General features: G+C 62.0%; 24 protein-coding genes and 1 pseudogene. 13 read left to right on the forward strand and 12 right to left on the reverse strand.

Annotation, left to right across the window (positions count from 1 at the left end):
• Nucleotides 1-227: 227 nt before the first annotated feature.
• The 4 genes from NMG46_RS29990 to NMG46_RS22595 form a co-directional block, all read right to left on the reverse strand.
• Nucleotides 228-500 (reverse strand): helix-turn-helix domain-containing protein, encoded by a 273-nt coding sequence (locus NMG46_RS29990; protein ID WP_368389314.1) that lies wholly within the window; start codon nucleotides 498-500, stop codon nucleotides 228-230.
• Nucleotides 464-778, reverse strand: coding sequence for a hypothetical protein (locus NMG46_RS29995; protein ID WP_368389315.1), 315 nt, complete (start codon nucleotides 776-778; stop codon nucleotides 464-466). The genes NMG46_RS29990 and NMG46_RS29995 overlap by 37 nt, the downstream gene beginning before the upstream one ends.
• A gap of 476 nt (nucleotides 779-1,254) precedes the next feature.
• Entirely contained in the window at nucleotides 1,255-1,500 is a 246-nt protein-coding gene (locus NMG46_RS22590; RefSeq protein ID WP_254819742.1) for a DUF982 domain-containing protein, read from the reverse strand.
• A gap of 89 nt (nucleotides 1,501-1,589) precedes the next feature.
• Entirely contained in the window at nucleotides 1,590-1,832 is a 243-nt protein-coding gene (locus tag NMG46_RS22595) for a DUF982 domain-containing protein (RefSeq protein ID WP_302896866.1), read from the reverse strand.
• A gap of 595 nt (nucleotides 1,833-2,427) precedes the next feature.
• On the opposite strand from NMG46_RS22595, the gene NMG46_RS22600 reads away from it, so the two are divergent.
• From NMG46_RS22600 to NMG46_RS22615, 4 genes are all read left to right on the forward strand, one after another.
• On the forward strand, nucleotides 2,428-2,730 hold the full coding sequence (locus NMG46_RS22600) for a hypothetical protein (protein WP_254819744.1): 303 nt from the start codon (nucleotides 2,428-2,430) through the stop codon (nucleotides 2,728-2,730).
• A complete protein-coding gene (locus NMG46_RS22605; protein ID WP_254819745.1) occupies nucleotides 2,730-2,870 on the forward strand; it encodes a hypothetical protein in 141 nt (46 codons plus the stop codon). Before NMG46_RS22600 ends, NMG46_RS22605 begins: the two co-directional genes overlap by 1 nt.
• Before the next feature lie 251 nt (nucleotides 2,871-3,121).
• The gene (locus tag NMG46_RS22610) at nucleotides 3,122-3,721 is read left to right on the forward strand and encodes an ankyrin repeat domain-containing protein (RefSeq protein WP_254819746.1); all 600 of its coding nucleotides are present in this window, start codon (nucleotides 3,122-3,124) and stop codon (nucleotides 3,719-3,721) included.
• 12 nt (nucleotides 3,722-3,733) lie between these two features.
• Nucleotides 3,734-4,234 (forward strand): YHS domain-containing (seleno)protein, encoded by a 501-nt coding sequence (locus NMG46_RS22615; RefSeq protein WP_254819747.1) that lies wholly within the window; start codon nucleotides 3,734-3,736, stop codon nucleotides 4,232-4,234.
• Between the two features lie 16 nt (nucleotides 4,235-4,250).
• On the opposite strand, the gene NMG46_RS22620 is transcribed toward NMG46_RS22615, so the two are convergent.
• The gene (locus NMG46_RS22620) at nucleotides 4,251-6,416 is read right to left on the reverse strand and encodes an adenylate/guanylate cyclase domain-containing protein (protein ID WP_254819748.1); all 2,166 of its coding nucleotides are present in this window, start codon (nucleotides 6,414-6,416) and stop codon (nucleotides 4,251-4,253) included.
• A 308-nt stretch (nucleotides 6,417-6,724) separates the two neighbouring features.
• Here NMG46_RS22620 and NMG46_RS22625 point away from each other — a divergent pair, with 308 nt between their 5' ends.
• Nucleotides 6,725-6,877 (forward strand): hypothetical protein, encoded by a 153-nt coding sequence (locus NMG46_RS22625; protein WP_254819749.1) that lies wholly within the window; start codon nucleotides 6,725-6,727, stop codon nucleotides 6,875-6,877.
• Between the two features lie 364 nt (nucleotides 6,878-7,241).
• Here the strand turns inward: NMG46_RS22625 and NMG46_RS22630 are convergent.
• A pseudogene (locus tag NMG46_RS22630) lies at nucleotides 7,242-7,442 on the reverse strand (hypothetical protein); the annotation flags it as partial.
• Nucleotides 7,443-7,770: 328 nt separating this feature from the next.
• Between NMG46_RS22630 and NMG46_RS22635 the strand changes: the two are divergent.
• From NMG46_RS22635 to NMG46_RS22645, 3 genes are all read left to right on the forward strand, one after another.
• A complete protein-coding gene (locus tag NMG46_RS22635) occupies nucleotides 7,771-8,019 on the forward strand; it encodes a plasmid stabilization protein (RefSeq protein WP_254819750.1) in 249 nt (82 codons plus the stop codon).
• Nucleotides 8,016-8,429: a type II toxin-antitoxin system VapC family toxin gene (locus NMG46_RS22640; protein ID WP_254819751.1), complete on the forward strand. Its 414-nt coding sequence runs from the start codon at nucleotides 8,016-8,018 to the stop codon at nucleotides 8,427-8,429. The genes NMG46_RS22635 and NMG46_RS22640 overlap by 4 nt, the downstream gene beginning before the upstream one ends.
• Before the next feature lie 241 nt (nucleotides 8,430-8,670).
• A complete protein-coding gene (locus NMG46_RS22645; RefSeq protein WP_254819752.1) occupies nucleotides 8,671-9,750 on the forward strand; it encodes an AI-2E family transporter in 1,080 nt (359 codons plus the stop codon).
• A 145-nt stretch (nucleotides 9,751-9,895) separates the two neighbouring features.
• Here the strand turns inward: NMG46_RS22645 and NMG46_RS22650 are convergent, their stop codons facing one another.
• A complete protein-coding gene (locus NMG46_RS22650; protein ID WP_254819817.1) occupies nucleotides 9,896-10,885 on the reverse strand; it encodes a Tim44 domain-containing protein in 990 nt (329 codons plus the stop codon).
• 355 nt (nucleotides 10,886-11,240) lie between these two features.
• On the opposite strand from NMG46_RS22650, the gene NMG46_RS22655 reads away from it, so the two are divergent.
• The 5 genes from NMG46_RS22655 to NMG46_RS22675 all read left to right on the forward strand — a co-directional run bounded on the left by NMG46_RS22655 (nucleotide 11,241) and on the right by NMG46_RS22675 (nucleotide 16,068).
• Nucleotides 11,241-11,951, forward strand: coding sequence for a FadR/GntR family transcriptional regulator (locus NMG46_RS22655; protein WP_254819818.1), 711 nt, complete (start codon nucleotides 11,241-11,243; stop codon nucleotides 11,949-11,951).
• A 13-nt stretch (nucleotides 11,952-11,964) separates the two neighbouring features.
• Nucleotides 11,965-13,170, forward strand: coding sequence for a mandelate racemase/muconate lactonizing enzyme family protein (locus NMG46_RS22660; protein ID WP_254819753.1), 1,206 nt, complete (start codon nucleotides 11,965-11,967; stop codon nucleotides 13,168-13,170).
• A gap of 39 nt (nucleotides 13,171-13,209) precedes the next feature.
• Nucleotides 13,210-14,193 carry a sugar ABC transporter substrate-binding protein gene (locus tag NMG46_RS22665; protein ID WP_254819754.1) on the forward strand — a complete coding sequence of 328 codons (984 nt, stop codon included), beginning with the start codon at nucleotides 13,210-13,212 and terminating at the stop codon, nucleotides 14,191-14,193.
• 160 nt (nucleotides 14,194-14,353) lie between these two features.
• Nucleotides 14,354-15,334, forward strand: a complete 981-nt coding sequence (locus tag NMG46_RS22670; protein WP_023678771.1) for an ABC transporter permease — start codon at nucleotides 14,354-14,356, stop codon at nucleotides 15,332-15,334.
• Nucleotides 15,335-15,336: 2 nt separating this feature from the next.
• A complete protein-coding gene (locus tag NMG46_RS22675) occupies nucleotides 15,337-16,068 on the forward strand; it encodes an ATP-binding cassette domain-containing protein (protein WP_254819755.1) in 732 nt (243 codons plus the stop codon).
• Between the two features lie 52 nt (nucleotides 16,069-16,120).
• On the opposite strand, the gene NMG46_RS22680 is transcribed toward NMG46_RS22675, so the two are convergent.
• The 5 genes from NMG46_RS22680 to NMG46_RS22700 form a co-directional block, all read right to left on the reverse strand.
• On the reverse strand, nucleotides 16,121-17,119 hold the full coding sequence (locus NMG46_RS22680; protein WP_254819756.1) for a sugar-binding transcriptional regulator: 999 nt from the start codon (nucleotides 17,117-17,119) through the stop codon (nucleotides 16,121-16,123).
• A 99-nt stretch (nucleotides 17,120-17,218) separates the two neighbouring features.
• Nucleotides 17,219-18,274 (reverse strand): hypothetical protein, encoded by a 1,056-nt coding sequence (locus NMG46_RS22685; protein ID WP_254819757.1) that lies wholly within the window; start codon nucleotides 18,272-18,274, stop codon nucleotides 17,219-17,221.
• Complete coding sequence (locus tag NMG46_RS22690) at nucleotides 18,275-19,357, reverse strand: ABC transporter ATP-binding protein (protein ID WP_254819758.1); 1,083 nt, start codon at nucleotides 19,355-19,357, stop codon at nucleotides 18,275-18,277. It abuts the gene before it with no gap.
• Nucleotides 19,358-19,434: 77 nt separating this feature from the next.
• Complete coding sequence (locus NMG46_RS22695; RefSeq protein ID WP_254819759.1) at nucleotides 19,435-20,760, reverse strand: iron-containing alcohol dehydrogenase; 1,326 nt, start codon at nucleotides 20,758-20,760, stop codon at nucleotides 19,435-19,437.
• Complete coding sequence (locus NMG46_RS22700; protein WP_254819760.1) at nucleotides 20,753-22,279, reverse strand: FGGY-family carbohydrate kinase; 1,527 nt, start codon at nucleotides 22,277-22,279, stop codon at nucleotides 20,753-20,755. Before NMG46_RS22700 ends, NMG46_RS22695 begins: the two co-directional genes overlap by 8 nt.
• Nucleotides 22,280-22,311 lie beyond the last annotated feature (32 nt).

Below are 22,311 nucleotides of genomic sequence, written 5' to 3' on the forward strand. Positions count from 1 at the left end.
GGAGGCTTTCAGGACGGCACCTTAACCTGTCGCATTAGCGGCTCAATGGATCTCTACGCCGGTTCCGACAAAAATCTCCGGTGGACGTCTGTTAGTCCGAAAGAGACGTGATATTTGGGCATTACTACCGAACCCATCCAAAACATGACGTTGCCCTCAGTGTCCCTGTATGGACACAAGAATTTCGTGCCGAGCAACAACGCCCAGCAGGACTTCCCGATGGGAGGTCATGCGTCGGCCCCCCTAGGGTTCCCGATCAAGCGGGCATACTCGGCCTCCGGCTGCCCATACGAGCCGTTCGCCAGGGTGACGAGACCAGCTCGGTTGCGGATAATGACCTCGCCACGATTTGATCTGATCAACCCGCGGCCCTCCAGCAACTGAAGTGCCACGGTAACGCCCGGCCGCCGAACGCCCAGCATCACGGACAGGAACTCATGGGTAACGGGCAGTCGGTCGCCTTCTATACGGTCGTCGCAGATGACCAGCCATCTCGCCAACCGGTCTTCCAGTTCAAGCGAGCATTGACCAGCGCGGTGTGGCAGGCCTGGATGTAGCCGTAATGCACGTAGCGCAGCAGAAAGAGCCGCAGCGTCGGGCTGTCAGCAAGCGCCTTTATGAAGGGCTCGGCGCCCATGCTGAGCACCTCGGCATCCACCTGAATGAAGCAGTCGTTTGCGGAGCGATCATCACCCAGGATCAGCGCCGAGCCGGTCATACCCTCGAAACCGATAACGCCCACTTCGGCGTCGACCTCTGGCCGAAGCTTCGCCACCACGAGCCGATCCCACTCTCGAAGAAGTAGACCGTCTCTATCGGATCTTCGACTTCACCGACACCGGCCGGGTCTTCCTCGACGTTGAGGGTACCGATCTCCCGGATCTCGACGCTGCAAAGGCGGAGGCGGTAAAGGCCTTGGTTGAAATTACCAAGGATAAGCTGCCGGATGGCCCCTCTCGAGAATTTGTGATGACCGTTCGCGACGAGTCCAACGAGACGTTCTTAGAGGCTATGATCAAGTTTGAGATGCGGGCGCGCTAGACTAGGTCTTCAAAATGGTTTGCGATTGGGATCCCTTACAAATAGACAGCTGTCGCTTACAACTAGAAAGCTCTCGATTGAACGAGCGTCGCGCGCGGGTAGACATCGATGTCCTTCGGAATTCAATCGACGAAACCCGCCGCCTAATTGCGGCATCCCGTAAGCTTTTGGACCGGATGGCGAACCGGGTGGATGAACACGAGTGGAGGGTTCCTACTCTGGTGAGAGATACACCTTGGCTTCCTTGGCGGCAGCCTCAAAGGCCTTTCGTACCACCTGAGGGTCAATCGGATCGCCCTGTAGATCTGACAGGCAGAGGTTCACCGCCTTGTGCCAGCGGGGTCCTCTGCGGGTCCACCTCTTGAGTTGCTCAAGGGCTGCCCTCGCATTGTTGCAGCCATGCCTGTCGCCGGTTTCAGACTTCACGAACACCGGAGGGACGAACCAATGGGTTGCCATTGAGGGATAATTAGAGGGAGTGGGAATATTTGGTAGAGATGTCTGAGCCGGTGATCGAATTTGGCTCGCGCGATGAGCCACGCGACCTGCTAATCAGGAAAAAGCATCCCCTTCTCCTCGGCAGCAGCCAGGAACGCCTTCCGTGCCTCCTCAGGTTCCATCTCGTCGGAAATGCAGGCGATGCAGACGCGCACCGCTTGGTTCCATTTGGGGCCACGCTTGGTCCACTTCATCAGCTCCTGTCCGGCTGCCTCGACGTTGTTCACCTTCCGGGTCATACTGGCACCGTCAGTCCTCACAGGGACCGGAGGGTAGAACCAATGGGTTGCCATAAGGGGAACTTAGAGCGGCACAAGCCTGCCGACCAACCCAGGTTGTAGGGAACGATGTAGGACATTCAGCTGGGCGTGGGCATCGTCGTGACGTGACCCAACGGCGACGTTCGTATCGATCACTCGGAACGACCCCAAGTTGACTGGAACTTGCCATTTGCAACCACGCAGGTAGCCGGTCTGTTCGATCCCGCATCAGTCTCTTGGCTCGGCTCGAGACGAGACTTTGTCCTCGCGATGCCCGTATGTTTAGCATATGCTCATTTATCGCTGGCGGGGACAGCATGAGCCGGCGACTGAGAGCGCAAGACTCCCGCATCTGGATTGGGCGCGCTCCGTCGGTAACTACTCGGTGCGCTCACGAGACCATCTGCCTCTGCCGGAACCTCTTTTGCTCGGTTCCGACCGCATTGCCTTTGCAATTCGGAGGAGAGTCCCATGCAAATCATGCAGAACCGCCGCGCCTTCCTCGCTGGTCTCATGGCGGGCGCTGCAGGAGTGGTCGCCACCCCAAGGGAGGCTCGTGCCGAGCCACCGCCGGAGACCACAAAGGTCCGCCTGCCGGTTCCCCAAGGCTTCGGACTGCCAAACTCCCATGTACGCGGGAATCGAACTTTTGCGGGCAGAAGGCTTCACCGATATCGAATTCGTATCGTCAGGCTCCGGCCCGGACTCGTCGGACTGGATCGCCCATGGCGAGGTCGATTTCGACTGGAACTATCCACTCGCTCATGTGCTCAACATCGACAAAGGCATCCGTATAAAAGTCCTGAGCGGCTTGCATGTCGGCTGCATAGAATTGATCGGGAGCGATCGGGTCGTAGCCATCACTGACCTCAAGGGAAAGAGGGTGGCAACCGATGCTAACGCCATCGGCTATCTGATGCTGAACGTGTGATGACCGCATACGTCGGTCTCGACCCATCGAAGGACTTCGAAATCGTCGTTACGCCGGACGCCACCCACAGCCTGGCCGAAGGCAAGATCGATGCCTTTCTGAGCAGTCCGCCTCAGCCTGTTTGGGCGGCGCGACCCTAACCCTCATAGGAGTATGCCTTCCGGAGATCGGCGAAGGTGGCTAGCTCGTTCCGGTTTCGCGCTCTTGGGAAGCGACCCGTCGACGGGATAGTCCCGACTGCGACGAGTCACACGTCCTCCATTTTTATCTGGACCTTCGCAGCACATTTTGGCGGTGACGGGGCGGCAGGCTGCTGTTCAATGACGCGCCATTCCTGGACTACCCAAGCGACCGGCCTCATGTTACTTTAGGCGCCTCTAAAGGACAGGCGATGCGCGGCTTGCTGGCAACAGTCGTTCTGGCGTTGACGGTCGCCACGGCGGCCGCAGCCGATCCTTTGTTCGATGCCGTTGCAGCGGGAGACGCGGCGGCCGTGGAGCGGGCCCTGGCCGGCGGCGCCGCAGTCGACAGCCGCGCCCGCGACCAGGCAACCCCTCTCATCGACGCCGCGCTCGGCGGTCAGCGTCAAATCGCCGAGCTGCTGATCGGCAAGGGCGCCGACGTCATGGCGCGCAACTCCGGCGGCTTCACGCCGCTCCACGCTGCGGCCTATTCCGGCAGCCTGCCGGTCGTGAAGCTCCTGCTCGACCATGGCGCTGTGCTCGACGATGCGGCCAACAAGGCGGGCGTCACGCCGATGATGGTGGCCGGCGAGGAGGACCATGGCGACGTGGTCGAGTTCCTGATCTCGCGCGGCGCCGACATCGGCCATGCCGAGGTGCACGGCTATACGCCGATCACCCGCGCCTTCTGGAAACGCCATGCCGACATCGTCAAGCTCTACAAGCGCCATGGCGCGACCTGCCAGTCCGCGGCCGCCATGAAGGACACGGAAGAGAACTACAAGCGCTGCATGGACATTCACGATTGACGGAGAACCGCAATGCACGCAATCGACATACGCAAATCCCTGAGCAATTTGGTTCTGGCCGGCGGTGTCGCCTTCACGGTGATCGGCGCGGGGCCGGCGCATGCCGACGGCACGGTGAACACCGGCTACTTCGGCGGGGTGGCCATCATGGGCTATGATCCGGTCTCCTATTTCACCGACGGCAAGGCCGTCAAAGGCTCGGAGAAAATCGCCTACGACTGGCTCGGTACGCCCTGGCACTTCGCCAGCGACGAGCATCGCAAGATGTTCATGAGCGAGCCCGTCAAATATGCCCCGCAATATGGCGGCTATTGCGTCGGCGAGGTTTCGTTGGATTCGGTCACGGTCAACGTCGATCCCGAGGCCTTCAAGATCATCGACGGCAAGCTCTATCTGGCCTACGACAAGCCTGACATGGAGCTTATCGCCGCCCATGCCGACGAAGTGCTGCAGAAGGCGGAAGCCGCCTGGCCGGCCGTCAAGGCGAGGCTGGAGCGCGACCAGATCAATTGAGCCATCCGCCGGGACATCAGTCGGCCGGCGAGAAGTGGAAGACGACGCGCCCGTTCACGAAGGTGAACGCGGGTTCGCCCTCGCGCCTGAACACCGGGCCGCAATCCGGGCGGCCGAACGCGTTTTCGCTCTGCTCGCAAAGCAGATCCTGTTTCACGAACACTGTCTCGGTGATGAACTGGGTGGTTGAGCGGAAGGCCGCCTGGCCGTCCTTGCCGATCTGCATGATCGCCGGCCGCGGACCAGGCTCCGCGAGACCTTTCAGCAGGTGGCCGATGACCAGGGCGGCGATCTCCTCGCCCTTCAGCCGATCGCGCTCGCTGCCCTTAAAGCCGTATGGCCATTCCGGCAGCCCCGCCTGCCGCAATGCGCTGATGAAGGTCTCCAGGTCCTGCGGGTTGCGGAAATGCCATCCCATCCTGATCCCGGCGATGGAGTCGTCGTTGGGCAAATAGCTCAGGCCATGGCTCACCGCCGCCTGCGCTTCGGGGAGGCGGCCGGCCTGCGCATAGGCGGCACCGAGCGATATCAGGATGTTGCCGACACCTGGCGCATCATCGCGGGCGCGTTCCAGCGCCGCGATCGCACGTTTGCTGTCGCCGTTGAAGAAGAAGACGATGCCGGCGATCCGGCGGTTGATTGGCGACAGATCGGGGTCAAGTCGCAAGGCTGTCTCGATCGCCGCGGCGGCTTCCGGAAACCTGCCGTCGAACAGGTAAACGTAGCCGAGCGCGACCTGCGCTTCGATGTCGCCCGGTCCAAGCGCCACGGCCCGCTTGGCCGATGCGATCGCCTCGTCGAAGCGCCCGTCCACAGTCTGCAGGATGGCGAGCATCGCGTACGGCAGCGACAAATCCGGATTGAGTTGTAGCGCACGCCCGGCGCTCTCATAGGCGCGCTTGCGGGCCGGGGCGGACTGCAGCACATCGTCGTAGGCGCTGCGCCAGATGTAAACGGAGGTGCGCGCATCGGCGGCGAATGCTGCGGCGAACGAAGGATCGAGCGAAACCGCCTTTGCATAGAACTCCAGCGCCTCCCGCATGCCCTGTGGGCGGCCCGTGAACGCGGCGTGCTCACCGCGAAGATAGTAGTCGTAGGCCTCGAGGTTGGCGGTGGGCGGTCGCTCCATTCTCTTCGCTTCCGTCGCCGAGGGCTCGACGTCGAGCGCGGCAACGATCTCCTTTCGCATCTCGTCCTGCACGGCGAGCACGTCGGTCGCGCGCCGGTCGAAGCGGTCGGCCCACACATGATCGCCGTTTGCCGTGTCGATCAGCTGCGCGTTTATGCGTATCAGCTCGCCGGTCGGCCTGACGCTGCCCTCGACGAGGAACTCGACGCCGAGCTGGCGCCTGATGTCGGCGAAATCGGGCGGCTTGCCCTTGTAGGTGGCGACCGAGTTGCCGGCGATGACGTCGAGACCGGAGAGTTTCGCCAGGTCGGTGATCAGGTCCTCGGTGAGGCCCTCGGCGAAATAGTCCTGGCCCGGATCGCCGCTCAGATTGGCGAACGGCAGCACGGCGACGGACGGGCGTTGCGGCGTTCGCGGCCACTGCCAGGCAATCACCGCGCCGGCGAGCGCGACGGCGACCAGCATCGCCGCGCCCGCGGCCAGGATCGCCGGCCCGGGCCGACGGCGCGCGTCGCTCACCACCTTGCCGGCCTGGGCTGGATCCAGCAGCACGCGATAGACGCGCACGGGATCGGCGATGTTCTTCAGCCGCTGCTCACCGAGATTAGCGAAGCCGACGTTTGCTTTGTGCACGGCGTGGTCGAAGGCGGTGCCCGAAATGCACAAGCCGCCAGGATCCGCCAGCGCCTCCAGCCGCGCGGCGATGTTGACGCCGTCGCCGTAGATGTCGTCGCCCTCGACGATGATGTCGCCGAGATTGACGCCGATGCGGAAGCGGATGCACCGTTCGTCCGGTACGCCCTGGTCGCGCACCGCCATCTTGCGCTGGATGTCGGCCGCGCACTGCACGGCATCGACGACGCTGCCGAACTCGACCAGCGCGCCGTCGCCCATCAGCTTGATCATGCGCCCGCGATGCTGCGCGATCGACGGATCGATCAGTTGGCGCCGGCATGCCTTCAGCCGTTCCAGCGTGCCGACCTCGTCCGCGCCCATGAGGCGACTGTAGCCGACGACGTCGGCGGCAAGTATAGCGGTAAGACGCCGCTCCATGCGCGTATTGGGCCTCCGCCCCCGGCCCCGCGACGGCGGGGCGCCGCATTCTACTACGGTGAGCACGGCATTGGCACTGGGGCGCGAGGCGGTGTCGCCGCGTCCCGATATCGCGACTGGGCTTCGAGCGGTAGTAGGCGATGCCGGCCGAGCGTCGCAACTCTCCTATATCTCCCAATTGGCGGCATGCTTGGCATCGTCGTCCGCCAAGGTCCATTTTATGGCGCGAGACAGTCGGCAAACGACGCTCAGCGCTCTTGGAAGTCCGCTTTGAAGTCGGAACACAACATTTCCGGAGCCAACGGCGAATGACTGATCGTGGCGCAACCACGACCTCCAGCCTGATCGCCGGCAAGGTCTGCTTTCAGGAAGCTGCGAAGCCGACCTCTACGGCCGACATTGGGCGCGAAGCAGCCATTTTGTTGCAACCAAGTTCGAATGTCGCGCTGCTGGCAAAGTAGAAATGTCGCAAAGGGCATTCGCAGGGGCAGCAATTTAAAAGCGCGACAGTGACGCGCTTCTTGGCGCCGACGTGAGTACCCGATCGGGCGTAAGCTGGTCGGGGTTGCGCAGCCCGATCGGGTGCGGCTCAGCCATGCTCCTCGGCTTTAGCTTTGAGAGCTGCCGCTACCGAGGAGCTTCGTTGGCCGAGGTCGATCGCGGCGGGACCCTGTATTCGCTCAGCATCGTGACGACATCGGCGATCCGACTCTTGTCACTCTCCGTCAGCCGCAGATCGAGGTCGTCGGAGGTGCGCCCGACTTCCGGGACGGGAGCGCCAGCGGGCGCTTGCTCTCGCCGAGCGGAACCAGGCGGCCTGCCGCGCTTGCGACCACTCCTCACATAACCGTTGCTCTTAGCGCCGTCAGGGATGCCGAACATATGGTCGGTCTGACCGGTGCGGCGTGGCCCGCGCTTGCTGCGTTGCAAGTCGCGGCCAACCTGCATCTCGGCAACCATCTCCAGAACGGCGTCCAGCCGCTGGTACTCGTCGCACAGCAGCTCGTTCATGAGGCGGTAAACGGAGCTACTTATCTGGAGTGTCGTCTGCGGTTGGGACACAGATGGCTTCATATCTGGCTATCCTACGCTTTCGGCCATCGCCCAGTGGATCGAGAGCCAACTCGATCCGGGCGGCTCAGTCGCCGCATTCTTACAGTGGCTGACGGGACAAAGCACAACGCTATTGCCCCATCAATCAGGTCGCCATGTTCGGCCGTATATTTTATCTTCTGTTCTATTTCCTCCGCCACCGCCAATACGCCCTGCAAAGATTGGCTTTGACATCAAGCCATCAGCAGCCGTCTTGCTAGCACAGCGAATGAGCCTATATAACAGTGCCAAGGAGTCCGATATGGCCGAACCGCAACTCTCAGTCCGCAGCGCTAAGGCGCGTGATCTTGCACACCGGCTTGCCCGCCGTGAAAACCGCTCCATTGCGGACGTGGTCGAGCGCGCCCTCGAATCCTACGAGGTCCGCGAGGCCGGTCGCGAGCCTGCTTCTGCCTTCTATCTACGTCTTTCAGCGCAATCCGGCACAGACATCGACCTTGAGGCGGTGATCCGTGAGAGTCGCCGGCCGAATCCAGGCGTCGAGCTTTGATCTTCGTCGATACCAACGTCGTTTCCGAAACGTTGAAAAAGACCCCGGACGAGGCAGTCATTGCCTGGCTGATCCGATACGATGCCGAACTCGCGCTTCCAACCGTGACGATTGCCGAGATCGCCTTCGGCATCCAGAAGATAAGACCGGATCAACGTGCCGAACGGCTGGAGCAAGGGTTGGCCGACTGGCGCCGGCGTTTCGCAGACCGCATCTTCGGTCTGACAGAAGAAGCTGCGCTGGTTTATGGGGAAATTATGAGTGCTGCTGCTCGCCAGGGACGCGGCATGTCGGCACCCGATGGCATGATCGCGGCGATCGCTCGAGTAAACGGTGGCCGCCTCGCCACGCGCAATCTGAGTGACTTCGAGACGGCAGGACTCGTTCTGACATCTCCGTGGGAGTTCTGAGACGTTTTCCTGTCGTGGCTTTTGTTCAAGCCCCATCTACCAGTCACAGACGAGCTGAAAGGCCGTCAAAGCGCAGGCGAGCGACATCAGGTTCGATTGCATGCCGTCAAAATCCCCTCAAGATCACTCGAAGCGCCTCCTCGGCAGCCTCGCCGTTCCCGCAACCGACGCTGCCGTTTTTTGAGAAACCAATTAGGCTCGCTGGGCTTGCGAGACACCGAGAGGAGCTGATCTGAAACAGATGCCGGACGTGAAACAATTGAGATTGCTCGGCGTTCTGGCAGCCGCAGCGATCGGTCTATATGTCTGCTATCTGCTTGCGTGGCCTTTTTTGCCGGCATTGACCTGGGCTCTCGTCCTGGCAGTCATTCTGTCTCCGGCTCATCGGTGGGTTGAGAGACGGGTCGGAAATCGAAACCTGGCAGCGCTGATATCGGTAAGCGTCGCGGCGATTGCCGTCGGGCTGCCGCTAGCACTCGTCGCACAACAGCTCGTTCGCGAGGCGGTAAACGGAGCGACTTATCTGGAGGAGGTCATCCGTGGTTGGGATGCAGACGGCTTCATGTCTGGCTATCCCACGCTTTCGGTCATTGCCCAATGGATCGAGAACCAATTCGATCCGGCCGGCTCCGTCGCAGCATTCGTACAATGGCTGACGGGACAAAGCACATCGCTGTTGCGTGGCTCCATCTATCAGGTCGCGATGTTCGGGCTGACATTTTATCTTCTGTTCTATTTTCTGCGCGATCGCCAACATGCCCTGCAAGCCGTTGCGGGCCTTTCGCCGCTGCGCGCTCCGGAGACAGCATACATCTTGTCCCGCTTTGCGGAGACCGTCCATGCAACACTGCTCGGCACCGTGTTCGTCGCCGCCGTCCAGGGAACATTGGGTGGCCTGATGTTCTGGTGGCTCGGCCTGCCGACCCCAGTCTTTTGGGGCCTTGTCATGGGACTTCTTGCCATAGTGCCTGTGCTCGGGGCATTTGTGATCTGGGTGCCCGCAGCGGTCTATCTCGCGCTGGAGGGGGCTTGGGCCAGCGCGGCGATATTGACCGTCTGGGGCGGCGTCATTGTCGGCGGCATCGACAATCTGCTCTATCCGATGCTTGTCGGGAATCGGCTACGCCTCCACACGGTCGTGGCCTTTGTCGGCTCGGTCGGCGGCATTGTCTTGTTTGGGGCATCCGGCCTTGTCCTCGGGCCCGCGGTGATCGCCATCACCATCAGCCTCATTGATGTTCTGAAGAACCGATTGACTGACCAGCCCGAGTCGGCGCCGCCGCGCCCTACCGAGCTACCGCATCAGCCCGTGACGGATTGACCACGAAGACAGGGCTGCTCATGAGTTCCGTGTTCTGACCGCACCGTACTCAAGATCAAGCGGGCGGAAGGGGCGGGCTGGCCTTAGAGCGGTAGCGAGAAACCTGAACAACTCTGGGCCAGACATTTCAATCAAGGCAAGCACATCAGCTCGGTTGCTGTATTGCGGCGAGCTTCCAGTCCCCGCTGTTCTGGCGCATGAAGGTCCAGAGTTCGGTTGTCTCGGTCGGCTGATCGGCCTGGCCCTCAACGATCTTGCCGCTGCTGCGATCGCGGGTCACGTCGCGAGACTCATAGCGCAAAGCAGCCGTCGCGTAGTCGCGGTCACCCTCCCGCCAACTCTCCGCAATATCGGCCTCCAATAGGTCGACGTCCGACACGTCGTTCCTGACGCCCTTTTTGGCATTGTCGGCAAGTTCCTCGGACAGATAGGAGACCATCTCGGGCGTCGCCAACCGGCGCAAAGCAGCATGATCTTCGCGCCCGAATGCCTCCTGAACTTCCGTCAGCCGTTGCTGGAACGTGTCGAGGTCGGTTTGCGTGAGTGTGATCTCATCGGAAGCGTTGGCTTGGCTCGTCCCGCCAAATCGTGACCCGATGCCTGGAATGGGGAAAGCTGTAGCGTTGCTCGGCTCGGGCCCAGCTGCTGCGTTTCGCCCAAAGGTCCCGGTGCCCCGCGAGGCACCGGCCGTAGCGGGCGCTGGATTGTATGCCGATTGCGAGCGGAAAAAGCGGATCGCCAGCATGATCACGCCGCCGATCAGCAGTACTTGGAGCAAAAGGCCCAACATGCCGGCCAAGCCGCCGAACCCATGGCCCAGAAGAACGCCGATCAAACCGCCGAGGAGCAGCCCCCGCATCATCGATCCGCCGAGGCCGTTGAAGAAGCCTGGGCGCTGGAATGCCTGCGGCTGACGGGCCGCATTGTTCGTTGCCGCATTAGGCGTCATCGAGCGCTCGACCGGTGCGGCCGGTTGCGGCGCGACTCTGGTCGGCGGGACCGGCTGGAAAGTGCGCATGCCGCGACTGCCGAAGCTGCCGCCACGGCGCGCATCGGCGTGATCCACAGCGACCATGGAAAATGCCAGGAACAATCCGGCGAACACAACTGCAAACCGTCCCCAACGCGAAATCAGCATAGGCAAATCCTCAAGTGACACTCTGTCCACCCATATGGGGTGCGTCGATCGAAATATCAGTGAATGGTCCGCTGAGATATTTTCCGACGGCATGGTCGGGCGCCCGCCGGGGGTTCACGATGAGACTGTCCAGCCTGCCCAAGCGAGATGATTGCCTGTCCGATCATGCAGGCGCGCCGCACCCGGCCGACCGCCGTCTGTCGCATCAAGAGCAGCGGATATGCCGGCGACGATGCCGAGGGTCGCCCAGCAATGACTTGAACTTGACATACAGCTTTTTTAAGTAATATCAACACATCGGAAAAAGCTGCCATACAGGTTTTTCTTCTGAACTGGAGATCGCGTGAGCACGGTGGTAGCCGCAAAACATTCCGACGCAGCGAGCCTGGTCAGCAATACGATCGGCGAGATCACGCGCCACATCCGCACGCATGAACTCGGACCAGGCGACCGGCTGCCCAGCGAGGCCGCGCTTTCGAGGCAATTGAGCGTCTCGCGTACTGTGGTGCGCGAGGCCTTCAGCTCGCTCGCCGCGATGCGGCTTATCGACCTTAGGGCAGGCAGGCGGGCTACCGTCGCCGAGCTGGACTATGGCGCCATGTCGCTGGTGATCGAGCATGGCGTCCACACCGAGCAAATCACGGTGCAGCAAATCTACGACGTGCGCCGCACGATCGAGACCCGCACCGCCATGCTGGCGGCTTTGCGCAGAACCGCCGACGAAGTGGAAGGGATCAGGGCGCACGCGCTTGCCATGCGCGAGAATTTCCAGCGACCGGAACAGGTCATGGAGCACGATCTCGCCTTTCACCTCGAAATCGCCAAGGCGGCAAAGAATCCGGTTTTTAGCCTCATCGTAGGCGCGTTCGAGCGCGTATCGCGCCAGACCTGGCCGATCGGCTGGCGCAGCCGCCCTTCGGATGCCGAGCAGTTGGAGATGATCCAGATCCATATCGAGCTCGCCGAAGCAATCGAGACCGGTGATCCCCAGTCTGCTCGCGACCTGATGGCGAGGCATTTTGACGAGAGCGTCAAGGCCCTGCTGGCGGCTGGCATCGCCTGAGGACGGGGGCCCAATGAAGATCGCGAAACTGGAAACGCTGCGGCTCAAGGAGCGGCCGAACCTTCTCTGGGTCCTGGTTCACACGGACGAAGACCTCGTGGGACTGGGCGAGACTTTCTTCATGGCCGAGACCGTCGAGACCTATTTGCACGAATATGTCGCGCCGCGCGTGATCGGTCGCGACCCCTTGCAGATCGACCTGCTCGCCGCCGATCTTGTCGGCTATCTCGGTTTCCGATCGACGGGCGCGGAAGTCAGGGGCAATTCCGCTTTCGACATCGCGCTTTGGGATCTGTTTGGAAAGGCCACGGGTCAGCCGATCGCACAGCTCCTCGGCGGGTTCACCAGGCACGAGATCAGGACCTACAACACCTGTGCCGGACCCGAATACATCAAGAAGGCCACGGGCCAGACGACGGCCAACTACGGGCTCGATAAGCCCGGCGACGCCTATGATGATCTGAACGGCTTCCTTCACCGCGCCGACGAACTGGCGCATTCGTTATTGGAGGAAGGCATCACGGCCATGAAGATCTGGCCGTTCGACATGGCCGCCGAGAAAACGCGCGGCCAGTATATATCGCAGCCCGACTTGAATTCCGCGCTGGCGCCATTCGAGAAAATCCGCAATGCGGTCGGCGACAAGATGGACATCATGGTTGAATTCCATTCAATGTGGCAGCTGCTGCCGGCCATCCAGATCGCTCGCGAGCTTGCCCCTTACAAGACCTTCTGGCACGAAGATCCGATCAGGATGGACAGCCTGTCCAGCCTGAAACGCTATGCCGAGGCTTCGCTGGCGCCGATATCGGCTTCGGAGACGCTCGGTTCCCGCTGGGCCTTCCGCGACCTTCTCGAAACTGGAGCGGCCGGTTTCATCATGCTCGATATCAGCTGGTGCGGCGGGCTCTCGGAGGCGCGCAAGATCGCTGCCATGGCTGAGGCATGGCACCTGCCGGTCGCGCCACACGACTGCACCGGTCCAGTGGTGCTCGGCGCATCGACCCACCTGTCGCTGAATGCCCCGAACGCGCTTGTCCAGGAGAGTGTCAGGGCCTTTTACAAGACCTGGTACCGCGACCTTGTGACCGCTTTTCCGCAGGTGAAGAACGGCATGATCACCGTGCCTCCCGGACCGGGCCTCGGCATGGAACTGAACCCGGAGATCGATCGCGCCTTCACGGCGCTTCGACGGGTGACTGACGCATCGACTCTCTGAAAATGAACCTGAAGCAGCTTTCTACGGAGGAGGAGAACCATGAAGAAGCTACTTATCTCGGCAGCCTTGGGAGCAGTACTGGCTGGAGGCTCGACAATCGGCTCACGCGCACAGGAGCCGATGAACATCGTCTTCACGCATCATTCGTCGGCGTCGAACCCGTTCTGGCAGGCGGTGAAGAAGGGGTTTGACGACGCCTGCGCCAAGATCCAGGCCAATTGCCAGATGGTCTTCACGCAGACCGAAGGCTCGATCGAGCAACAATCGGCCAACATGCAGGCGGCACTCGCGGCAAAACCGGACGCGCTGATCACCTCGATCGTCGACAACAATGCTTTCGACCAGATCATCGCCGACGCCCGCGCTGCCGGCGTCACGGTGATCGCGTCCAACGTCGACGACACCGAGGGTGCAGCCGGCAATGCCCGCCAGGCCTTCATCGGCCAGGGCTTCATTCCCGCCGGCTACGAACTCGGCAAGAAGATGTCCGAGTTCTTCCCCAAGGAAGGCAAGATCAGGGCGCTCGTCGGCGTCTCCGCGCCCGGTCAGAACTGGTCGGAACAGCGCGCTGCCGGTGTCATGAAGTTCCTTGAGGAATACAAGGCCGCGAATGGCGGACGCGAAGTAGTCATCGAACGGCTCGACACCGGCACAGATGGCGCCGTCGTCGCCGATCGTGTTGGCGCCTATCTGTCTGCTCACCCGGACACCACGGTGTATTTCGACACCGGCCTTTGGCATGCCTACGTCGCCCAAGTGCTGATCGATCGCGGCGTCGAGCCGGGCAAGGTGCTGATGGGCGGCTTTGATATCGTCTCGGAAGTCCTGCAACAGATGGAAGCGGGTTATATCCAGGTCCAGGTCGACCAGCAGCCCTACATGCAGGGCTTCATGCCGGTGATGGAAGCCTATCTCGCCAAGAACGTCGGTTTGCTGCCGGCAGACATCGACACCGGCAAGGGCGTCATCGTCAAGGAAGACGTGCCGAAGCTCAAGGAACTGGCCGCAAAAGGCGTGCGGTAGGCGGCGAAGCCGGCGTCCTCTCCTCGTTCTTTACGGGAGGGGGGCAAGGGTGGGGGGCAGGCCGCGTGGCCTTTGGGCGTTTTAGCTCCACCCCTCATCCTGCCACCGCATCTCCCCGATGCGGCAAGCCAGCGCAAGCAATCCCAAGCCGGAGCGAATGATGAAGCGCTTGATGAAGATTTATCTGGAGAAGCCGGAGCTTGCCGCGGTCGTGTTCCTGCTCCTTCTCCTTCTCGTCTTTCAGATTCGCTCGAACGGCGTATTTCTGAACACACAGAACGTGCGTGGAATGCTTGGGCTGCTGCCTGAAATGGGGCTGGTCGCGATCGGCGTGACCCTGCTGATGATATGCGGCGAGTTTGATCTTTCCGTGGGCTCGGTCTTTGCGCTGACCCCGATGACGATGGCGGTGATGCTGGCGGCCGGCGTGCCGTTCGCGCCGGCCTTTGCCGCCGGCCTCGCGATCGCCGCCCTGATCGGCTTCTTCAACGGGTTCATAACGATTCGTTTCGCGATACCAAGCTTCATCACCACGCTTGGCATGCTGTTCATCGCGCGTTCGCTGACGGTGGTAATCTCCGGGGGCTTCCCTCCAGTCATCCCAGCCAACGCGCTGCCCAAATGGCTGTTTACGATCTATGTCGGGCCGGGCGACCTCTTTCGGATGTCGTTCTTTTGGTTTGTCGCCGTGGCAATCCTGGCGACGGTGCTTCTGTCGCGCACGAATTTCGGCAACTGGGTGCGCGCCACCGGCGGCTTTCTGCCTGCCGCGCAATCGATGGGCATCCCGACGGCCCGGGTGAAGGTCGCCTGCTTCATGATCTGTTCTGTGCTCGCCGGCTTTGCCGGCACCATTCAGGTGATGCGGCTCGGCGCGCCGCTGCCCTCGATCGGCGAGGGGCTGGAGTTGCAAGCCGTGTCGGCTGCCGTCATCGGTGGCGCCTCGCTGGCTGGCGGCATCGGCACTATCTTCGGCGGCATCATAGGGGCTGCCCTTATCCGCGTCATCGACAACGGACTGGTGCTGAGCCAGGTTGACGCCAACTGGTTCAAGATGGCAATCGGCTTCCTGACTATCTTCGCGGTCGTCGTGAATGCCTGGCTGCGAAAGCGGGGCAGGGCAATGAAGGTGGAGACCTGATCATGGCGGCACCCATCATCGCGATCAAGGGACTCCAGAAATGGTATTCCGGCGTCCACGCCTTGAAGAACGTCACTCTGGACATTTATCCAGACGAGGCCCTGGGCCTTGTCGGCGACAATGGCGCCGGCAAATCGACGTTGATCAACATCCTGTCAGGCACCCAAAAGCCCGATGGCGGCGAGATCAGGATCGAAGGTGAACCGGTCCGATTCTCGAATCCGCGCGACGCCATGGATCGCGGCATCGAGACGATCTACCAGTACAATTCGATGGTGCCGACCATGACCATCGCCCGCAACGTTTTCATCGGACGCGAGCCGGTGAAGGGCTCGGTTTTCGGCATCGGCATCCTGGACCAGAAGCGCATGCGTGATGAAAGTGTCAAGGCGATCGCCGACGTCGATCTGCATCTGAGGTCGCCGGACGCGCTGGTCGGCGAACTGTCGGGCGGCCAGCGCCAAGGCGTGGCGATCGCCCGGGCCATGCACTTCAAGTCGAAAGTCATGATTCTCGACGAGCCGACCAATCATCTTTCGGTGAAGGAGACGCGAAAGGTGATTGGCTTCGTTCGCGCTCTCAAGGCCCAGAACATCACCAGCGTCTTCATCAGCCACAACATGCATCATGTTTTCGAATGCTGTGACCGGGTCGTGGCCATGGCGCGTGGCGAGATCGTTCTCGACAAGCGGATCGGCGAGACTTCGATCGAGGAAATCCACGAGGTTCTGTGACATGGAGAAGCGATCGGTCGCGAGCCGCCCTGCTGGTAGAGGTCAGTCTTCGCTACGGCTTTTGCGCAAGGATCGCCTCAGCGGTTTTCTCGTCGGTGATCAGCACATCGACGACTCCCAGACGCAACACGGCGCGGAGCACCGGAACTTTGTCGAGGCCACCGGAGGGCAGGATCACAGTGTCGACCTCGCGCAGATATTCGGGCGCGAGGCCGATAACGCGGCTGTTTAGCGGGTGATCGACGAGTTGTCCGTCGGCGCTGATCCAGTGGCCGCAAATATCGCCGACGGCTCCCGCTTCGCGGAGCGATCTGAGATCATCGTCGCCTACCAGTCCGATCCGAAAGATGGTGGCGTCCTTGTGCACCGCGCCCACCGAAACGAAAGCGGCGTCAACGTCGCGGGCATGGGTGAAGGCGTCTTCCAGAATGGACTGGCGCATAAGCAAATCGCGCGTGGCCTCCGTGTCCGTGAACACTGGTGCTGCGATGTAGAAGCATTCCGCATCAAAAAGCGCCGCGAGCCGCGAAGCGATTTCATAGATGTTGATCGCCGATCCGCGCGTGAGCCCACCAAGCAGGGAAACGACCGACATTCCTTTGACCGGGCGCACTGTCACTGACCGCAGACTAAGCTGGAGCGTCCGTCCCCATCCCACCCCCACCGATATCCCGTCGCGGATTCTGAGCGACAGGGCCTCACCGGCGGCGGCTGCGATGACCTGTGGCACCAGCGCAGGATCGGGTGGTGTCGGAACCACGATTGGATCCGAGACACCATAGGCGTCCCGCAGCCGGTGCTCCAGCTCGATGCAGTTCGCCACCTTCGAATTGATGCGAATCTGAACGATCCCCCGCTGGCGCGCATGCGCCAGCATCCGGTTGACGCGAAGGCGGGTCAGGCCAAGAGACTTGGCAATTTGCGCCTGCGTGAGGTCACCGACGTAAGCAAGCCAGGCGGCGCGCACGAGCAGCCCTTCCTCACGATCAGCCGTGACCGAACTCGTTACAGCTTGGCGGCCGTCGCGTTTCTTTCGTGCGGGTTTCTCCATCAGATCATCCTGTCCACTCCGCGGCAGCGGGTCCAGAGCGGGCTCGGCCGAGCCATGTGCTCATCGATATGAGGCATCAATCGAGTTTCCCCGGCTCGGCTAGCCTCGATGATAGCGGTCGAAGGACAAAACCAGCGGAGCATCGTGACAAACCGCGTCGATGATGGCCCTCGTCAGCGGCAGGCGATCATGGGGAAGTACACCCCGGGCCATCATATTCTTCAAAGTCGGACCAAGGTCCAGCGCCAGTTGCGCTCCCTCGACGGTGTCCGAACTCATATGTTCGTGCTTCGCCACGGAATAGGGCAGGCCGCGGCCAAGCAGGCGCCCCATGCGACCGTTACGGCCCGCCTGGCAGGTCACATAAAGATCGCCGGAGCCTGCCAGCCCCAGCACTGTTTCGATTTTTCCGCCCAGACCATCGACCAGAATCGCCATCTCCGCGAGGGACTGCGAGAAAAGTGACGAGGCAAGATTGTGCATGAGCGCACCATTGGGCGCCTTGCCGTCGCGCTCCAGCAGTCCGACGGCAGCCCCAACGGCGAGTGTGTAGAAATTCTTGAAAGCAGCGCAGATCTCGACGCCGACGAGATCGGATGACGATCGCGCATGATAGAAAGGCGCGCGCAGAAGGCGGGAGGCCGCGGCCACCTGGTCGGGATCGTGTCCGGCAAGGATCACAGACGTATCGCGCTGTGCCGCCAGTTCGCCGGCAATGCACGGTCCGCCGACGGCCATCACCGGGACAGACAAGCCGGTGCGTTGCTCGATCTCGCGGGCAAGCAGATGTGGCAGGATTTCCACGCCTTCGTCGCTTGCTGCAAGTCCTTTCGTAATCATCAGTATCGGCAACGGCAACTTGATGCTTTCTGCAATGCGCTCGATCGCCCAAGGAATGCCGGCCGACGAGACGCCGAGTACAAGCAGATCGGGTACATCGTTCATCGCTGCCCCGAATTCGGTCCAGGACTTGGCGGCCACCACGTCAGGCAGTGTGGTGTTGAGGCGCGGATGACGACCGGTGCTCGCCACCAAACCGACGATCTCCTCGTCGAGATAGGTGCCGACAAGAGTGATGCGGTTACCCGCGTGAGCGGCCGGAAGCGTCATGGCAGAGCCCATGACGCCGGCGCCGAGGATAACGACCTGGGCCATTCAACTTCTTCCCTTGTCCAGTCGCTCGCCGCTGCCTTGGTCGAACAGGTGGATTCGCTCAGGCGCCGGTTCCAGATGGATTACAGCTCCCGGAGAGACCTCCATGCGGTCATGCAGCACCGAGCAGATCGCGGTGTTGCCCAGGCTGGCAAAGATGTGGATTTCGGGACCGGTCGGCTCGACAACCGTAATCCTGGCCGGAATGCCGCGCCCGTTGGCCACGGGTCGAAGATGTTCGGGGCGAATGCCGTAGATCACCTTTTGGCCGGGCCGGACCGCAGCCCCTGGCGGCAGCGGGAGGGATAGCTCGTCGGTCCGCACGACCCAGGCGTCGCGCTCGGATGCCACCTCGCCATGCAACATGTTCATTGCGGGCGAGCCGATGAAAGAAGCGACGAACAGATTTGCCGGGTGATCGTAGACATCGAGCGGGCGCCCGATTTGCTCGATACGGCCGTCGCGCATGATGACGATGACATCGGCCATGGTCATGGCCTCGATCTGGTCATGCGTGACATAAACCGTGGTGGTCTTCAGCCGCTGGTGGAGTTCCTTGATTTCGGTGCGCATCTGCACGCGCAGCTTGGCATCGAGGTTGGACAGCGGCTCGTCGAACAGGAACACAGTTGGGTCCCGCACGATGGCGCGGCCCATGGCGACGCGCTGCCGCTGGCCGCCCGAAAGCTGGCGAGGGTACCGTTCCAGATAGGGAGTCAGGTTGAGGATCGATGCCGCCCACCCGACCTTCTGTTTGATTTCTTCGTTGGGGCGCTTCTTCAACTGCATGGAAAAGGCCATGTTGTCGAAGACGGTCATGTGCGCATAAAGCGCGTAATTCTGGAAGACCATCGCGATGTTGCGGTCTTTGGGATGAAGCGTGTTGACGACCCTGTCGCCTATGGCGATCTCACCGGACGTGATGGGCTCGAGACCCGCTATCATGCGCAACAACGTGGACTTGCCGCAGCCGGACGGCCCCAACAGAACGACGAACTGGCCATCCTCAATCGAGAGATCTAGTCCATCGATAATCGAGAGGGCGCCATAGTCCTTCTTTATGTTGCTGATGGTGACAGACGCCATAAATTGCTACCCTTCGATTGCCCTTGCCGGTTGGATCTCATTTTCGCCATGCGAGCCATTGGCGATCGGATGCGCTCTCACCATTGGCTGTCCAGAAATTCTTCCAGGAGTCCTGCATCGGCGGCCAGATTGACAAAGGACCAGCGGCCGCGGATTTCTCGCGAATAGCGAATGGCATTGTGCCAAAGCGCGCGCGGCAGGCCTAGTTCCGCGCCAGTGACCGGCCCCCCCGCAGCCTTCAGTGCTGCCTCCATGCGGGCAACCGGCATTGCCATTGGCCGAAGCTCCTGGCGCAGGGCCGGCCAGATTTCCGCGAGTTTCCGGTTGAAGATTTCCGTCTGGCTGGCGTCGAGTGCTGTCTTCCGCATCTCGGCAATGCAAAGTGGTCCAAGCTGCGCTCCATAGCGGGCCAGCATCGCCGCCTCGTCGATGACGGTTGGCTTTGCCTGCGGCGGCTCTTCCATGTCCAGCAGCCGCGCTTGCAGACGCGCCATGACCAGCGAGGCAACCCCGACCTGCTGGCCGTGCGTGGTGCCTGGATGATGCGCTTGCGCGAACATGTCGACCCAATGGGAGATCTGGTGCTCCCCCATGGACCCGGGATGGGAAACGCCGGCAAAGCACACGCCCATCGAGCACAGCGTCAGGACGCGCTGGAGATGCCCGACGGCGGTGATGTCGTGCCTGGCAAGGCCAGGCGCATGGGCCAGCATCGGTTCCTCATCGCCCGCCTGAAGCAGATAAGGCACCTCGGAATAGTAAGTGCCGAACAGCCGATGCGAAGCCCACCAGTCGATCTGGGCGGTGGAGCGGCAGAGGCTGTCGCCAAGCCCGGCGGCGCTGAGCCAACTGGGTGCTGCAGCCGACACGCCAAGGTCCAGGAAGATGCCTCGCGGAGCATGCGAGGGCAGCGAGATCTTGAGCCCTGAAGCCAACGTCACCGACGCTGTCGAGGCGCCATAGCCATTCATCGAGGCCGCCGTGCCGAAGACGGCATAGGGCCGCTGGTCGAGGAAGGTTGCATGCTTGCAGCTGTCGTTGAGGACGCCGGACCCGACGGCCACGACGCCTTCGGCGTGACGCGTCTTCTCCCTGACCATCTGGATCGTTGCCTCATCGCAGTCGAGGCCGTCAGGCAGCACGATTTCGTCGATTTCGGCGATGGCACGCAGCGCCTTCGCGACGCGCCTGCCCATCACATCGACGGTGTTGATATCGGAGACCACGGCGATGCGGCTGCCTAGCGCCAGAGGCGCAACGAGATCCCCCTCGCGGCCCTCCGTCGTCTCCAGCAATTCGATTGTCTGGAACGGCAGGACCGCGGCTGCGCCTGTCTTGGGATCTGTCCAGCGTCCTGCGACAACGTCCTCGATCAAGGCGTTCCAGTTGCTCGCTTCAGCCATGATCGGTCTCCATGAAGGCCGCGAGACGCTGGTTCCAGGTTGAAAGCGTTGGCCAAAGATCGGCATGGATCGCAAGAAGTTCGGCGTAGAGCGCGGCCCGTTTCGCGTCCGGTTCGAAGGTTTTGGCCGGCTCGCTGGCCATTGCGAGCGACGCTTCGGCGATGGTGGAAAACCAGCCCACGCCCTTTGCCGCCGCCATCGCCGCGCCAAGCGAGGAGGCTTCCACCGCCGTCGAACGCTTTACGGGACGATCAAGTGCATCCGCCAGAATCTGCATCCACAGGTCGGACTTGGCCCCTCCGCCGATGGCTATGAATTGGCCGATGGTCTGGGCGGCAGCTGCGGCTGCCCGCTGACTTGTCGCGGCCTGATGCAGCGCTATGCCTTCCAGCACGGCACGATAGATGTCGCCGCGGCTGCTCGAGCCGGACAGCCCGGCAATCACACCACGGGCCCTACTGTCCCAGTGCGGGTCCATGACGCCCTGCCAGTAGGGAAGAAGCACTATGCCGCCTGCGCCGATCGGGCTGGCAGCGGCTTCGGCCTCGAGCGCTGCCAGGCCGCTTGCGCCATGCAGATCGACGCCAAGCATTTCGCGCGCCATCCAGTCGACGAGAAAAGTGCCGGCGCGAAGGCACGTCTCGTAGATATAGCCATCATCGGCGACCGCCGTCTCGGTGCGGAAGGCCTGGTCATGGACGTAGTCCGTGCCAAAGCTGCCGGAGACGACCGCCGTGCCGAGATTGATGTAAGCGCATCGCGGCTGCAACACGCCAGCGCCCGTTCCGGCGCATTGACCGTCGCCGCCGCCGGCGACGATCGGCGTGCCCTCCCGCAGGCCCGTCAGTATGGCGGCTTCCGAAGTCAGTTGGCCCAGAACGCTGCCGGGCCTCGCCAGGTCCGGCATCATTCCCCGCGCCACGCCCGCGGAGTCCAATATTTCGTTAGACCAGTCCATAGCTCGCATATCGAGTATGCCCATCGGGTCGGCGGATGCGGTGGACGTCACCCACCGGCCGCTCAAGCGAAAGACCAGATAGCCATGGACTTCGGCCATTCGCTCCACGCGGGCAAAAATCTCGGGCTCTTCCTCGCGAAACCAGATCATGCGGTAAAGGCAAGGAATGACGTCCAGCGGCTTGCCGGATATTGCGTGGACGCGTGCCGCACCGAAGCTCTCGCCGAAGCGGCGTGCCTTCTGCCGGGCGCGCTCATCGAGCCAGAGTGTCGCCGGCCCGACCGCCTGGCCCTGCTCGTCGAAAAGGCCAAAGCTTTCGCGCTGGTTGGCAATCGCAAGGGCGGCAATGCGTGCCGGCGAAACTGTTGCGGCGACAGCACGAAGCGCCGTCACCGTCGAGGCCCACCACGCGGCCGGATCCTGCTCGAAATAGCCCGGCCGCGGGTTGGACATTGCAAGCGGTGCACGACCTTCAGCCACGGCCAGCCCATTGCGGTCCCAGGCGATCGCCTTGGTTGCCGAGGTCGAGGAATCGATGCCGATGACGAGATCCGGAACCATTGCCGCCACATTGCCAAAGGGCGAGGGCGGTG

The sequence above is a fragment of the Mesorhizobium sp. LMG 17147 genome, from assembly GCF_024297145.1.
Classification (GTDB): Bacteria; Pseudomonadota; Alphaproteobacteria; order Rhizobiales; family Rhizobiaceae; genus Mesorhizobium.

Bases quoted from the DNA above. Each gene is read 5' to 3' on its own strand.
- NMG46_RS22690 (WP_254819758.1), bottom strand. From the start codon at position 19,357: ATGGCGTCTGTCACCATCAGCAACATAAAGAAGGACTATGGCGCCCTC.
- NMG46_RS22625 (WP_254819749.1), top strand. From the start codon at position 6,725: ATGACTGATCGTGGCGCAACCACGACCTCCAGCCTGATCGCCGGCAAG.
- NMG46_RS22620 (WP_254819748.1), bottom strand. From the start codon at position 6,416: ATGGAGCGGCGTCTTACCGCTATACTTGCCGCCGACGTCGTCGGCTAC.
- NMG46_RS22695 (WP_254819759.1), bottom strand. From the start codon at position 20,760: ATGGCTGAAGCGAGCAACTGGAACGCCTTGATCGAGGACGTTGTCGCA.
- NMG46_RS22665 (WP_254819754.1), top strand. From the start codon at position 13,210: ATGAAGAAGCTACTTATCTCGGCAGCCTTGGGAGCAGTACTGGCTGGA.
- NMG46_RS22680 (WP_254819756.1), bottom strand. From the start codon at position 17,119: ATGGAGAAACCCGCACGAAAGAAACGCGACGGCCGCCAAGCTGTAACG.
- NMG46_RS22675 (WP_254819755.1), top strand. From the start codon at position 15,337: ATGGCGGCACCCATCATCGCGATCAAGGGACTCCAGAAATGGTATTCC.
- NMG46_RS22635 (WP_254819750.1), top strand. From the start codon at position 7,771: ATGGCCGAACCGCAACTCTCAGTCCGCAGCGCTAAGGCGCGTGATCTT.
- NMG46_RS22670 (WP_023678771.1), top strand. From the start codon at position 14,354: ATGAAGCGCTTGATGAAGATTTATCTGGAGAAGCCGGAGCTTGCCGCG.
- NMG46_RS22605 (WP_254819745.1), top strand. From the start codon at position 2,730: ATGACCGCATACGTCGGTCTCGACCCATCGAAGGACTTCGAAATCGTC.
- NMG46_RS22595 (WP_302896866.1), bottom strand. From the start codon at position 1,832: ATGGCAACCCATTGGTTCTACCCTCCGGTCCCTGTGAGGACTGACGGT.
- NMG46_RS22610 (WP_254819746.1), top strand. From the start codon at position 3,122: ATGCGCGGCTTGCTGGCAACAGTCGTTCTGGCGTTGACGGTCGCCACG.
- NMG46_RS22645 (WP_254819752.1), top strand. From the start codon at position 8,671: ATGCCGGACGTGAAACAATTGAGATTGCTCGGCGTTCTGGCAGCCGCA.
- NMG46_RS22685 (WP_254819757.1), bottom strand. From the start codon at position 18,274: ATGGCCCAGGTCGTTATCCTCGGCGCCGGCGTCATGGGCTCTGCCATG.
- NMG46_RS22660 (WP_254819753.1), top strand. From the start codon at position 11,965: ATGAAGATCGCGAAACTGGAAACGCTGCGGCTCAAGGAGCGGCCGAAC.
- NMG46_RS22615 (WP_254819747.1), top strand. From the start codon at position 3,734: ATGCACGCAATCGACATACGCAAATCCCTGAGCAATTTGGTTCTGGCC.
- NMG46_RS22600 (WP_254819744.1), top strand. From the start codon at position 2,428: ATGTACGCGGGAATCGAACTTTTGCGGGCAGAAGGCTTCACCGATATC.
- NMG46_RS22590 (WP_254819742.1), bottom strand. From the start codon at position 1,500: ATGGCAACCCATTGGTTCGTCCCTCCGGTGTTCGTGAAGTCTGAAACC.
- NMG46_RS22700 (WP_254819760.1), bottom strand. From the start codon at position 22,279: ATGGTTCCGGATCTCGTCATCGGCATCGATTCCTCGACCTCGGCAACC.